The 13,233-nt window shown below is 51.8% G+C and carries 14 protein-coding genes; 5 read left to right on the top strand and 9 right to left on the bottom strand.

All coding sequences use genetic code 11. The features are described from left to right. Positions 1 to 71: 71 nt before the first annotated feature. The gene (locus BN8_RS08840; protein ID WP_009281499.1) at positions 72 to 635 is read right to left on the bottom strand and encodes a DUF4136 domain-containing protein; all 564 of its coding nucleotides are present in this window, start codon (positions 633 to 635) and stop codon (positions 72 to 74) included. 148 nt (positions 636 to 783) lie between these two features. Here BN8_RS08840 and BN8_RS08835 point away from each other — a divergent pair, with 148 nt between their 5' ends. Further along, a complete protein-coding gene (locus BN8_RS08835; RefSeq protein ID WP_009281498.1) occupies positions 784 to 1,656 on the top strand; it encodes a helix-turn-helix domain-containing protein in 873 nt (290 codons plus the stop codon). A gap of 44 nt (positions 1,657 to 1,700) precedes the next feature. Continuing rightward, a complete protein-coding gene (locus BN8_RS08830) occupies positions 1,701 to 2,225 on the top strand; it encodes a dihydrofolate reductase family protein (protein ID WP_009281497.1) in 525 nt (174 codons plus the stop codon). 102 nt (positions 2,226 to 2,327) lie between these two features. Here the strand turns inward: BN8_RS08830 and BN8_RS08825 are convergent, their stop codons facing one another. From BN8_RS08825 to BN8_RS08815, 3 genes are read right to left on the bottom strand one after another with little or no spacing between them, the layout of a single operon-like run. Next, positions 2,328 to 2,831 carry a hypothetical protein gene (locus BN8_RS08825; RefSeq protein WP_009281495.1) on the bottom strand — a complete coding sequence of 168 codons (504 nt, stop codon included), beginning with the start codon at positions 2,829 to 2,831 and terminating at the stop codon, positions 2,328 to 2,330. 57 nt (positions 2,832 to 2,888) lie between these two features. Beyond that, complete coding sequence (locus tag BN8_RS08820; protein WP_009281494.1) at positions 2,889 to 3,926, bottom strand: vWA domain-containing protein; 1,038 nt, start codon at positions 3,924 to 3,926, stop codon at positions 2,889 to 2,891. 13 nt (positions 3,927 to 3,939) lie between these two features. Then, on the bottom strand, positions 3,940 to 4,734 hold the full coding sequence (locus BN8_RS08815; protein WP_009281493.1) for an outer membrane beta-barrel protein: 795 nt from the start codon (positions 4,732 to 4,734) through the stop codon (positions 3,940 to 3,942). A 696-nt stretch (positions 4,735 to 5,430) separates the two neighbouring features. On the opposite strand from BN8_RS08815, the gene BN8_RS08810 reads away from it, so the two are divergent. Together BN8_RS08810 and BN8_RS08805 are read left to right on the top strand one after the other, a co-directional pair. Then, positions 5,431 to 7,089: a sensor histidine kinase gene (locus BN8_RS08810; RefSeq protein ID WP_040005658.1), complete on the top strand. Its 1,659-nt coding sequence runs from the start codon at positions 5,431 to 5,433 to the stop codon at positions 7,087 to 7,089. Between the two features lie 9 nt (positions 7,090 to 7,098). Beyond that, positions 7,099 to 7,833 carry a response regulator gene (locus BN8_RS08805; RefSeq protein WP_009281491.1) on the top strand — a complete coding sequence of 245 codons (735 nt, stop codon included), beginning with the start codon at positions 7,099 to 7,101 and terminating at the stop codon, positions 7,831 to 7,833. Between the two features lie 3 nt (positions 7,834 to 7,836). Here BN8_RS08805 and BN8_RS08800 read toward each other — a convergent pair whose 3' ends face one another. Together BN8_RS08800 and BN8_RS08795 are read right to left on the bottom strand one after the other, a co-directional pair. Further along, the gene (locus tag BN8_RS08800) at positions 7,837 to 8,067 is read right to left on the bottom strand and encodes a heavy-metal-associated domain-containing protein (RefSeq protein WP_009281490.1); all 231 of its coding nucleotides are present in this window, start codon (positions 8,065 to 8,067) and stop codon (positions 7,837 to 7,839) included. A gap of 33 nt (positions 8,068 to 8,100) precedes the next feature. After that, entirely contained in the window at positions 8,101 to 9,867 is a 1,767-nt protein-coding gene (locus BN8_RS08795; RefSeq protein WP_009281489.1) for an alpha-amylase family protein, read from the bottom strand. Positions 9,868 to 10,014: 147 nt separating this feature from the next. Here BN8_RS08795 and BN8_RS08790 point away from each other — a divergent pair, with 147 nt between their 5' ends. Next, positions 10,015 to 11,265 (top strand): Gfo/Idh/MocA family protein, encoded by a 1,251-nt coding sequence (locus tag BN8_RS08790; protein ID WP_009281488.1) that lies wholly within the window; start codon positions 10,015 to 10,017, stop codon positions 11,263 to 11,265. A gap of 63 nt (positions 11,266 to 11,328) precedes the next feature. Here the strand turns inward: BN8_RS08790 and BN8_RS08785 are convergent, their stop codons facing one another. From BN8_RS08785 to BN8_RS08775, 3 genes are read right to left on the bottom strand one after another with little or no spacing between them, the layout of a single operon-like run. Then, positions 11,329 to 11,577 carry a hypothetical protein gene (locus tag BN8_RS08785; RefSeq protein ID WP_009281487.1) on the bottom strand — a complete coding sequence of 83 codons (249 nt, stop codon included), beginning with the start codon at positions 11,575 to 11,577 and terminating at the stop codon, positions 11,329 to 11,331. Positions 11,578 to 11,619: 42 nt separating this feature from the next. Next, positions 11,620 to 12,309, bottom strand: a complete 690-nt coding sequence (locus BN8_RS08780) for a DUF421 domain-containing protein (protein WP_009281486.1) — start codon at positions 12,307 to 12,309, stop codon at positions 11,620 to 11,622. After that, positions 12,306 to 13,016: a DUF421 domain-containing protein gene (locus BN8_RS08775; protein WP_009281485.1), complete on the bottom strand. Its 711-nt coding sequence runs from the start codon at positions 13,014 to 13,016 to the stop codon at positions 12,306 to 12,308. Before BN8_RS08775 ends, BN8_RS08780 begins: the two co-directional genes overlap by 4 nt. Between the last annotated feature and the right edge of the window lie 217 nt (positions 13,017 to 13,233).

The following is a 13,233-nucleotide window of genomic DNA, read 5'->3' as shown; positions in this document are numbered from 1 at the left end:
CCGACATAAACCAAAAGCCGGAGCCCACTTTGCAGCAGACTCCGGCTTTCTATTTCACTCGTATTAACTAATTACCGTTTACTGATTCCATCAGCGCGGGTGTTGTATTTGTCAAAAATCAGGGTGACAGCCTCCCGGATCTTGTCCTCGTTGCGGTTGAAAACATTACCATCCATCAGGCCGGATGCAAACCCCTGCCAGACAACCTGCCCGGTCTTCATATCCAGTAAGCTCAGCAGCAACGTACCCGCTTTCACGTCGTACGTAGTAGCGCTCTCCGGATCACGATATTCCTCATTTGACCAGTACCGCTGTCCATAACCCGTAAAGCCTTTGATGGTTGCCGGTTTATCAAACACCCGGAAATTAACCAGCAGGTCGGGCTTGGTTCGGGTATATTTGTAGCCGCGGCCATCCATCGCGAACGTAACGGCATCCCGAATCCGTTTCTTCAGCACCAGGTCGTTCAGAAAGTAAAAACCTTCGTCCAGCTTACTGTCTACTTGCGAAGCATACGCGTACGTTTTGTACTTCGTAAAATCGGTGTTCAGTTTCTTGTCTGCGTTGACAGTAATATTCTGCGCCATCGCAAACTGTACCGGTAGTAAAGCCAGGACCCACATTAACTTTTTCATAACGTTAGTTGGTTTTGATTAAAACTGGTTTGTTTTTACAAAGCCCCGGATAACTGAGTAGTTGCTCAGATCCGCGACTGACCTTATTATCTTTAAAACCAGCCGGTTGCTTAGAGAAACCTTAGAAACCATTTAGAATTTTCTTAAAATGAAGCCGCCCAAGGAAGAGTCGGTCCAGATGTTGAGTCGCCAACCGACAGGAGCGCTTTCCCTATTTGTCGATAAAATCTGGTCTGTTCAGGCCGACAGTCTGTCGCTGAGTGGTACGAATCTACCGATGCTGCACAGTGAACTGATGTTTAACTTTTCCGAGTTTTTCTCCATTCAGTCCGCAGGGGCACAACCGGCCAATACGGGCCACGGCTGTTGGTTAAGTACGTTACAAACGGCCCCGAGCCAGTCACGAACGATTGGATACCATGAAACCCTGGGCGTCCTGCTCAAACCCTGGGGACTGTATCCGCTGACCAACGTACCAGCTCATGAATTTGGCCGGCTGTTCGTGTCGGGCGAGGCTGTATTTAGCGCAGCCATCACTCCGCTGACCGATGCGATGCAGCAGGCTCAGTCTGCGGCCGAGAAGCTGATCGTGCTGGAAAAATTCCTGAACGCCCGTTACGCTCATAAAGACGTGCCGGCGTATCTGTACTACGCCGACGCCTACCTCCGCCGACAACCGTTCCGCGACGGCATCGTGACCGAGCTTTGCCGTCACCTGCGCATCAGCCGGAAGTCGCTGACCGAAACGTTCCGGAAATACCTTGGCCTGTCGCCGGGGCAATACGTACGGCTGCTACGTTTCCGGGCCGCAGCCGATGCCATTGCAACTCAGCCGGATCTAAGCCTCACCGACCTTACTTACCGGCACGATTTCTTTGATCAATCTCATTTTATCCATCTGTTCAGGGCGTTTGCCGACATGACCCCGGGTGCCTACCGATCCTACTTTCGTACCCAACGCCGGGCGTCATTTGGCCTCCCGGAAACGACTTCACCTGCCTTCATTCCCAGCGGAGGGTAACATCTGTACAATTTTTTGGGGCGGCTATTCCGGAGTTTTGCAGCATGAAAACAATTAAACTGCTCATTGCTACCAGCCTCGACGGCTACATTGCCGGTCCCGACGGCGACATCAGCTGGCTAACTCCGTTTGAAGAAGTTGACTACGGCTACACTGACTTCATCGCGACCATCGACACGACGCTGATGGGTAATACGACCTACCAACACGTGCTGACATTCGGTGATTTTCCGTACAAGGACAAAACCAACTACGTGTTCACCCGGCAGGCCACTACACCCGAACCCGGCGCGCCCTACGTTCAGTTTGTATCGACCGACGTAGCGGAATTTGTAAGTAGGTTAAAGCAACAGAACGGCCTTGGCATCTGGCTGGTTGGGGGCAGTCAACTGAACGCAGCCCTGCTTGAAGCCAGTCTGATCGACGAGATTCTCCTCTTCCTGATTCCGGTGACTATTGGTCGGGGCATTCCGCTCTTTGCACCGTCTGCCAACCAACAGAACTGGCAATTAACCGGCTGCCAGTCGCTGGATAAAGGCATGGTTCAGCTCAATTACCGTCGAAGCTGACCTGTCCGTTCGTAAACGCACCGACCCGGCCAAATCGGCCGGGTCGGTGCATGAATAAAGCGTAAAGTATTGTCAATAAGAAAGCTTGAGAGTAAGGGAGCGTTAACGTAAATCTATTTTGAACTTACCATCCGTTACTTGTAATCGCTGCCCCGTGTCGCTCACCCCAGTGAATGAGAATGTCCCTTCAGCAAACCCTTTGGTATCGTGCTGACTCAGCGTAATGCTACCGCTTCCGTTCGTGGGCAATTCATATTCCTGAATCTTTGGGTTAGCAATCGTTCCCTTCAGGCTGGCAATTGATACCCGCAGGTAATTTTTAGCCGGGGTAAAAGTCCCTACTTTTGGCTCGTCTAATTCGATCTGTAGCGAGTACCCATCGTTATCATTGATAGAAGCCACACACCAGATGTAGAAGTAGTCAGCATCCCCAAGGGATGTTGCTCCCCCCGAATACGTTTTTCCATTGACTTTAAATGAAACCACCCCATCGCTGTCCGTCGGCGTTACCTCTTCCTCTTCTGCTGAGCAGCCCGCTAAGCCCGTCCAGACACCAATGAATAGAATAGCAATTATTGACCTATAAATCAAACGGTTAATTTTCATAATTTGAAGCAAGTAGGATTGTTTTTTGATCGTAAAAGCGGTTCATAGTCAAGCCACTTAGGGAACCCTGACATAAAAAGGCACGTCGATAACCTCCCCATTGGGAATCGTGACTTTGATCGTTTCGGCAATCTCATTGCCCGACGCCCAGCGCCCTGTCCGACGGGTGGCCATCCAGGTGGTACGATACAACTGGGCTGTTCCCCGTAACAGATTCCCCAAGGTCCCGAACGAAGTGACGAGCTGCTCAGCGTCTTTGGCGTAGAAGAACGCCCCCCCAGTTTCGTTAGCCATCTGCGAGAGCACCTGCACGTTCACGCCCGTGCTTAGACCAACCGTGAACAACGGAATGCTGCGTTGCTTGGCGATAGTAATGGTATTACTGAGCGTACCGCTTTGGTTATTCTGCCCATCGGTGAAAACGATGACCGCTTTGTTGTTCGTTTTAGCGTTTCGAGACGTATAATTAACCGCTTCGACGGTAGCGTAATACAATGGTGTCCCTCCCGTTTCAGTGGTCGACAGCGAATCTAGCGACGCTTTCATACCGGTAACGTTATTCGTAAAATTGCTGTGGTAAAGGATAAAATTTCGATAACCGGCCGAAAAGCTTGACAGCGCGGCATAGTCTTCTTTACCTAAATAATCGAGGAAAATTTTCCCAGCCGCAATCCGCAGATCGTTTGGGTCGGTGGGCGGTTCGTTAACCTGCTGGTAGGCAATGCTAGCCGACTGGTCCATCAGCATCATAGCGGAATAGCCGCCTGCTTTCGCCGTCTGGCCAACTACGTCCAGCTTCGTCAGCGCGTATGTAAAACTCGATGGGTTAGTGGCCGTGATCGCAAAGTTCCCTTGTTTCAGCCCTTGCACATAGCGTCCACTCCGGTCCACGACGTACAGATCAACCCGGAACTCAACCTTATCGGTACCCGCCTGGCCTGTAACAGTTCCGCCTAGCGAGGCTGCCGACGGTTTACCCTGAATTTTTGGTACGGCTGGCAGCGGCACTTCTACCTCCCGGCGGCAGCTCCAGATCATCAGGAACGTACCAATCAGTACCAGCAATGGCAATCGTAACGATGTATATGTCTTCATGGTAAGGATAGATTTACTTTTTGAGGGTGTTCAGACCGATGCCAATCCGGAATCCGGCAACATTCACGGATTCATTCAGCCGCTGCCCAAACGCTGAATAGTTAAAATTGCTGACGTTCAGTATCTGATAGCGAATGCTTAAATCGATCAGTAGGGCGTTTGACCGGATTTCATAGCCCAAACTGGCACCGTACGTAACCGGCGTAGCGCTGACTGATTCATCGGCCGGGGTTGGATGGGTATCGGTTGTTTTGACGGAGCCTGACAGCAAGTTCACCCCGCCTTCAGGCATGATGTAGAAGCTACCCACCGGATAGATCTTGATCCCCAGCTGCAGCGGAATCTGGGTAAGGCGCTTAGTTTCATTATATTCTGACACGCCATCGCGGGTGTATTTGCGGACGAGTTCCCAGCCAAAATAGCCGGCCGTGGCCGAAACCCCAATCCAGGAAAGAAATTGATAATCGAATCGAAGGCTGGCCCCGATATTCTGCTTCATGCCGAACCCAGTCGAATCATCGAGCCAGTCCCGATCTTTATTTAGACCACCAGGATAATACGAAAACTCCGGTCCAACGGTCAGGTGGATACGGCCGAACGAGGATTTTTCACCCGGCGTTGTTGTGGCAGCTATCGGTGCACTACTCTCAGCTACCAGCACCTGGTTCTGCTGGTCAAATGCATCAGCTAACTCAATAAAGTGCCCAATTGGTTGCAGATTGGGAAGACTCCCGTCTTGGGCTAGGGGCAAGGAGGCCAGGGCTGCACTGCCAATGAGCATGAGCCCCGCAATCAACGCGATTTTCATAAAGAAGATATGGGAAAGTATGGATAGATAATGCGTAATCAGGGATCGTTCCGGATGAAACGAACTAAAACGAGCGAGCCGACAATGAAAAAGGAGTTAGCGGAATGAATTTTCGTCAGCCAATCACTGCTCTACGGAAAAAGAAACAGGTAGCGAGTTCGTCATAAATGTTTGAGTAATGATGTGGATAGAGAAGCGGAAAGCCAGACAAATAGAATTGATAGCTTTATGAGTTAATGCCGCCGATCGCAAGAAAGTAACAGAAGTTTTCTGTTTTTGTAAGCCTAGGGTGATTCGAACCAGGCTTCGCTTGCTGGTTTTTGCTGTATAGAATAAACCGCATTAAACATTAAAATGATGTGGATAGAAGCGGAAACGCCTGGTTAAAGGAAAAACACGCATTATCATACGTCGTTTTTATCTAACTTAATTCAAACCTGCTCAATTCTATTGGCTTTACAAATGATGGCTTTACCAATCAGCCGGTTTTTCTTCTAAAACATTACTTTTTACTTGCGAAATCTGAACAATTCCGATAAAGACTAGTTGCTTTCCTTACATTTGATTCAGGACATTCTTTCCTGCCCATTGAACACACCATTTCACGTTTACTACAGGCTGGCAATTAGCACGTTACTAACCTTTTGGTTAGGCCAGTTATCCCTAAGTTCAGCCTATGGCCGCAACCCGCTGAACGTGCATCCAGAACGGCTGCAAAAGGCCCGTGACCTGGAACAACAGGCCCTTGCCTCGAAGAACACCAAACAACTGGCTGAAGCGTATTATCAGTACGGCCGTACGTATGTGTTCGCCGGGAACTATCTTGCCTCGCAGGGTTATTTCCTGAAATCCCTTCGACTGCTCGAACCCTTTGGTGATTCTTTTGAACTCAGTCGAATTTACGTTCGGCTCGGCGAAAACGAAAGCCGGTCGGGCCGGCTTCCGGATGCGTTTCGCTACGCCCGTCGGTCGGTTGCCGTGGCGCACAGGGCTCGTTCGCTGCGCGGGCTAGGGCTTGGTTATGGGTTGCTGTCCAGTCTCCATCAAAGCAAATCGGATAGCTGGATGCACGGCGACCGCGTGGCTTACGACAGCATAATGTACTATCAGCGAAAAAAAGGGGCTATTTATCGATCGCTCAATGATACGCTGGGCATTGCGGAATGTAGTCTCGAACTCGGCACCCTCTACACCAAAGTCAAAGACGATCGGGCCATTCCGCTCATCCGGGAAGCCTATGACCTGATGATCCTCGTGCACCGGGACCGGCTGCTGGCCAATGTGCTCCTGCGCCTGGCAGAAGCGTACCTGGCGTTCGACAGGTTTCAACTGGCCCACCAGGCTCTTCTTGAAGCCGAGCAACGCTATCTGGCTAATGAAATGGACGATTACGACGTTGTTATGGGGCTGGAGCAGGCCTTCGTTCTATACTACCAGGCAACCGGTCAGTGGGAAGACGCCTTTGTACACCAGCAGAAAGCCAACAAACTGGCAATAGATCAATTGCTTTCGGATCGCAACGGCACCATCGCCCGACTCAATGTCGAATACGAAACAAGGAAGAAGGAAGCGCTGCTTGATGCACAGAAGCGGGAATTGGCGCTGCGTACGCAAACTCTCGAAACGCAGCGGTGGCTGACCATCGCGATCACGGTGCTGCTTGTGCTGGCAGTCGGTGCCGGCTTTACGTTTTTCAGGCTGAACCGCCGAAACCAGCGCATCAGCCGGCGCAACGAGCAGTTGGTAAAAGAACAGAACCATCGGGTCAAGAACAACTTACAGGTGATTTCGAGCCTGCTTAACTTACAGGCCAAACGGTTGGCTGACGAGGCAGCCCGGACAGCGGTTGAAGAAAGCCAGCTACGTGTGCAGTCGATGGCGATTCTGCACCGAAGGCTCTACGACGGTGACCGCCTGGCCGAAGCGAATCTGGACGAGTTCATCCGCGAACTGGTAGAGGGTGTGCTGCGTACCTACGGCTCTCCACCTGTGCAACCTGACTACAACATCGATCCGATCTACCTGTCCGCCGATCAGGCCGTTCCGGTTGGGCTGATTCTGAATGAGCTGACAACCAATGCCTGTAAATACGCATTTCCCGGAAACGACCATCCCACTTTTCAGGTCGACTGTTACCTCCGCAGCAACAGAATTCATATACGGGTGACCGACAACGGCCCGGGTTTTGACCAGGGGTCTGAAGTTGGCCGGACTAGACCTGGGTCGGTGGTGCTGAAAAAAGAATCGTTCGGCATGACGCTGATCAAAGCTCAGGTCAATCAGCTACGTGGCACGTACCAATTCGATCCGAACCAGCCAACAGGGACGCTGTTCACGATGGAGTTTAAAATTTAACGAGGCCTAATGGACCGGTTGAAAATTTTACTTGTTGAAGATAACACACTCACGGCCCTTGATCTGCAGGAAATCCTGGAAGAAGCCGGCCACACCGTTACGGCAGTTGCCCGTACGTTCAACGAAGCGCTGAAAGCCGTTAAGACACAGCCACCGGACATGGCGCTGGTTGATATAACGCTGGATGGTTCGACCGAAAACGGTATCGAAACCGCCCGCGAGATGCTGCTGGTACACCGAATGCCGATAATCTACCTGACCGCCGACTCCGACCACGGTACGTTCCAGGCCGCTAAGGAAACCATGCCAGCCGCCTACCTGCTGAAACCGTTCCGGGCCGACGAACTGAAACTTCAGATTGAACTGGCGTACCACTATTTTCAACTAAATCAGTTGGTCGATACGCCCTCAGCCGCACACCTGTTTTTGCCGGTTGATAAAGGGTACGAGAAAATCGCGCTCAGAGATGTCCTGTACCTTAAAGCCGACGGTGCCTACGTCAAGATTTTCCTGACCACCCGCGAACAGCCGTATCATATCAGCATGAACCTGCGCCACCTGGCTCAGTATTTTTCAGCGTCGAACTTTTTTCGGCTCTCCCGGTCGCTGCTCCTTAACCTCGACTATCTGGAGCGGCTGGAACGCAACTACCTGTACATCGTCGGGCATAAGACTGCCATCCCGATTCCGGCCGCGAGCCGCAAGGAACTGATGAAACGGCTCACGGTCGTCCGTACGAAATAAGCGTCAGTCTTCCGATCCTTCGAAAACAAATTCGGCCTGATAACCGGCCCGCGCAACAGCCTGTTCAACCTGATCCGCAATGCGGTTGTCGATGGTTTGTACCGTCAGCAGATTGTCGGGGGCTTCGGTATCAATAACCCAACCGTCAATAGGCTCAATGGCGTTCAGATTTTTCGTTACGGCCGCAATGGCCTCGCTGTCTGTCAGGTTGGTTTTAAAATGAAGCGTTTTCATACCATTCTGGGGTTAGCTTTATATAAGGCTGTATCAGTTAATTTTCACAATTGGGGTGGTTCCATTCATACCGTACCACGCGTAGCCATAGCCAGCGAGCCGAATCTTACCCTGGTCGCCCGATGCCTTTGCTGAGGTTTCCAGCAGATTAACCATCGGCTTCCGGGCCAGGTCGGGCGGCAGTTGCATCTCCTGCGCGTCGTTACTGAAATTATGCACCATCATCAGCGAACGGCCCTTCCAGTCGTAGCGAATCACCAGCAGATTTGGAGAATCCGTTTCCATCAGCGACCAGCTTCCCCACCCGATCTCCGGATGCGCTTTCCGAACCCGAATGAACCGCGTAATCTGATTCAGGAGGGACGTCGAATCCCGTTGCTGATCCGCTACGTTCACCTGCTTGTAGGCATAGGGCCCTTTGTCAATGACCGGTCGCACGGTTTTGTCGGCGGTTGAAAAACCGGCGTTCGGCTCCGCCGACCATTGCATGGGTGTCCGGATAGCCAGTCGTTCTTTTAGCCGCAGGTCATCGCCCATACCAATTTCCTCCCCGTAGCGAATGACCGGCGCTCCCGGCAGCGAGTACAACAGGCTGTAGGCCATCGACAGCATCGCCGGGTTGTTGAGCATAGGGGCCAGCCGCCGACGAATCCCCCGGTCGTACAACTGCATATTGTTCGCCGGTCCGAACTTTTCGTACACCAGCGACCGGTCTTTGTCACTAAGCCGCCCCAAATCAATCTCGTCGTGGTTGCGCAGAAAATGCGCCCACTGGGCCGTTGCCGGAATATCTTTGGTCGACGTGAGCGCTTCCCGTAACGGCTTTACCTCGCCACTGGCCAGTGCGTAGAACAGATACTGGTTTGCGTAGAAGTTAAACATCATGTGAATGCCCCCGCCCTCTTTCCCAAAATACTGCTTGTTTTCTTCAGGCTCTACGTTGATTTCGCCCAACAGTGTCACGTCCCGCTTGTGCCATTGCGTAAACTGACGGAGCTGCGGGATCATTTCGTACTGATGTTCCGGACTGGTCATGCCCGTTTCGGGCAGTTCAATGTAAAACGGCACGCCATCGAGCCGAAACCCGGCAATGCCCTGATTGAGCCAATGTCGGATTACATTCCGGATTTCGGTCTGCACGGCCGGGTTCTGCGCATTCAGGTCTGGCTGGAAGCGGTAGAAACGGTGCAGAAAATATTCGCCCGCTACGGAATCATAACTCCAGGTTTCTGTCTGCACACCCGGAAACACCATGCCTTTGTCCCAATCCTTCGGCTGCTGCTTCGACCAGACGTACCACGACCGATACGGTGAATTTTTATCCTGCCGGGCAGCTTTGAACCACGGATGCTGATCGGAGGTATGGTTGATCACCAGGTCCATGATGACTCGTATGTCCCGCTGGCTGGCCTGCTGCATAAAGTCGCTGAAGTCGTCCTGGGTTCCGAGCCGTTTGTCGATGGCATAATAATCGGCTACGTCGTAGCCATCGTCCTGGTTGGGTGTGGGCTGAAACGGAGCCAGCCAGATGGCATCGACGCCCAGGTTTTTAAGGTAATCCAGTTGCTGAGTTAGCCCCTTGAAATCGCCTACCCCGTTGCCATCAGAATCCTTGAACACTTCTACATCAAGGTTATAGATAATCCGATTCTTATACCAAAGCTCTTCTATAAAATCCGTTGGCACCGGAATGGGTTTGGCGGCATCGTCTTTCTGCGTACTGGGTTTTGTGATTACATACGTAGCGACTGAACCAAGTACCAACGCAAGCAGGCCAACAAGAAAAATTGTTCTGTTCATTCGTATATGGAAGGGCTATGTTCTAATAAACCCATCTTACCCGATAAGGTTAGGGTATATTATTTTGTAACAAGCGGACCGCAGCTAAACATTTTAATACCCATCAAGTTGGTTGACAATATAGTTTAGTCAAAAACTGCTATTGTTATGAATCGACCTTCGTTGTGGATACCCAATAACCATCTCATCCGTCGCGACTTTATCCGTCACCTCGGAGCCGCTGCCTTTGCCGTTCCGGGTCTGGCTTCTTTGATGAGCCTTCAGGCCTGCGGCAGTAAGAACGAGTCGCCGGGCGAAACGGCAGGAACCGATGCTGCAGGCTCTGGCCGCACCGAATCCGGCCGAAAACTGGGCGTTGCGCTGGTTGGCCTGGGTAATTATAGCGAAGGGCAGCTAGGACCGGCCCTGAAAGAAACAAAGAACTGCCGGCTGGCGGGCATCGTGACAGGTACGCCCGATAAGATCGACAAGTGGAAACGGGAGTATGATATCCCGGACAAAAACGTCTACAATTACGATACGTTCGACCAGATCGCCGACAATCCGGATATTGACATTGTGTATGTCGTGCTACCCGATGCCATGCATGCCGACTACACGGTCCGGGCCGCTCAGGCTGGCAAGCACGTTATCTGCGAGAAACCAATGGCGCTCAACTCAACCGACTGCCAGCGGATGATCGATGCCTGTAACAAAGCAGGGAAGAAACTCTCCATCGGCTACCGGCTGCACTTTGAGCCCCACAACCAGGAGATGATGCGGCTCGGACAAAAAGAAGTGTTTGGAAACGTCAATCAGATCATTGCCGAGAACGGTCAGGATCAAAGCGAAAAAGATTCACCCTGGCGGTTGGGAAAAGGTACGCTGAACGGTAAACCGATGCCCGGAGGTGGTCCGCTGCACGACGTCGGTGTGTACTGCATACAGGGGGTTGTTTATACAAAAGGAGAAATCCCGGTTTCGGTTACGGCTAAATATCATCCGATAACGGATAAGGATAAGTTTTCGGAAGTGGAGCAGGGCGTCGACTTTCAGATGCAGTTTGCCGATGGTTCCGTAGCGAACTGCCGCACCAGCTTCAACGAAAAATACAATAAGCTCCGGGCCGAAGCGGCCAACGGCTGGTTTGAACTCCAACCGGCCTATGCCTACGATGGGCTGAAGGGCCAAACCAGCAACGGGAGCATGGACATCGAAAACGTGAACCAGCAGGCCCGGCAGATGGATGCCTTTGCCGACTGCATCCTGAACGACAAGCCAAGCAGCGTGCCGGGCGAGATGGGTATGCGCGACGTGCAGCTCATCGAAGCGATTGAACGCGCGGCTAAAACCGGTAATAAAGTGTCGACACAGGAGGTTCGAAAGGTGCTGGATTCAACGGCCGTGGCCCGCGCGTAAAGGCATCGGGATGGTGGTGTCAGGGGCTACACCTGACACCACCAATCAGCCTGGAACCCCGCGTTATACTTTTCCCTTGTAATCCCAGTGATCCTTGATGACGACCCCGTTGCCATCTTTGACCAGCCGACGCGAAAAGTGATCTCCCTTGATCATCCCCTCGTCGCCGGCCTGCCCGATAAACAGCAGGATTGGGTTACCCTCTTCGTCGGTTTTAAACGCTACGTCGTAACGACCAAATGTAGCATTAACCATCGTCGACGGCTCGTATTTCCGGTTTAGCTGCTTCAGCAATTTTTCTCCTATTTTCATACCGTTGTGCGTCTACGTGGCCGTAACGACCTGTTTTATAGATTATTCAATGGCGTAGGTCCAGGTACGGTTGAGGCAGTTGGGGCATTCTTCCTCCTCGTCGGGCGGGTTCACTTTCCGGTTGCCGCACCGCGTACAGACACACGTATCGACCGATCTTTTCTGCTGTTCGCAAAATTCCTTATCCCAGGGCGGGAGTACGGACAGGCCCGGCTGTGACTTCTGCTGCGGAATCAGCGTAAACGCTCCGTTGGCCTCCAGGTATAGTCGTTTCACCGTACCGAGATGGTATTGGCCCAGCGCCCGAAGCTGAGCAAACAGCCGCTCCGATGTAACACGCGTCTGCTGCATATCATCGAGCTGCATCACCGAATCCTCTATCAAAATGGTAAAATCGTCATTAATCGACGTTTCAACTCGACTATTGTGAGCGGCCCATTTGGATATAATCCACTGGCCACATACAATTACGACGGCCGTGATGATGGCGGGTAGAATACCCCGGTCCGGTGCGATGATCGGAATACCGATGGCAGCCGCCAGCGACACCATCGAAACCATTTCGGTCCGACTCAGTTGCGACGACATTCGCTTACCCATCAGCCGCATGGATACCATCAGGATCAGGTAGATGACGGAAACTCGAATTACGATTTCGATGTAAAATTCGGCGGTTACCTGACCAAACAGTATGCGTTGCCACTCGCTCAGGTGGATTTCTTCTGATTTCATGCCTGTATATTACTGCCCCGGTTCACAACGGCTTTTTCCCACACCTTCTGTCCGCACACGGTGCAGACCTCATCCTTTTTAGCAGCCGGGACGGCGTTTCCGCAGTTGTTGCACACAATCTCCTCGTCGACCGATTCGAGAATCGACGTAACTGCCCTGTCGCTTTTAGGCAGCGTAGACAGTCCGGGCTCATCTTGCTCTTTTTGATAAATAGTGAAAAGGCCATACGCTTCCAGGTAGAGCCGCTTTACCTGGCCGACGTTGTATATGCCATTGCTGCGTAAAACAGCATCCACTTGCTGGCGGGAGATTCGGGCGGCTGCCATTTGATCCAGTTGCAGTATGCCATCTTTGACCAGGGCTGCTTCCTTACCGAATATAGTCTGTTCTACCTTGCGGTACTTGAAACCTAACAGGCCAAGCCCCCGCTGAAACAGAAGCGTACAGAACAGCGCGAGAATACTTTGCAAAATGCCCCGCTCAGGCAACTGCATGGCCGGCGAAATAATAGCCCCAAGCGTCAGCATCACAGCCAGTTCGGTAATGGTCAGTTGTCCATTCATCCGCTTGCCAAGGTAGCGGGCCGTCACCACGAACGCCATGTAGATGACGACCGACCTAATGAACACTTCAAGCATAAATTCCGGGGGAGCCTCCCCGAACAGAATCCGCTGCCAGTCGACCAAATGAATGTTTTCCTTTTTCATAGGTGATGAGTACCACAAGTTGCGCCAGTGGCTACCAATACGGTTGGGTCTAACGCTCCATTACTATATTTAATTTATATATCTGATTCACTATTTCTTGGTTTAGGATAAAGACTGAATTCGGTTTTAAGTTTTTTGATCTTATGCTGTGGTCCGTCTGCTTATAATACATCTTTGTTTAATCGTATCCTGAAACCGCCTGCCCCGGAAACCAGTT

Source organism: Fibrisoma limi BUZ 3, assembly GCF_000296815.2.
GTDB lineage: Bacteria > Bacteroidota > Bacteroidia > Cytophagales > Spirosomataceae > Fibrisoma > Fibrisoma limi.
This window is presented reverse-complemented; position numbering and strand designations above follow the sequence as displayed.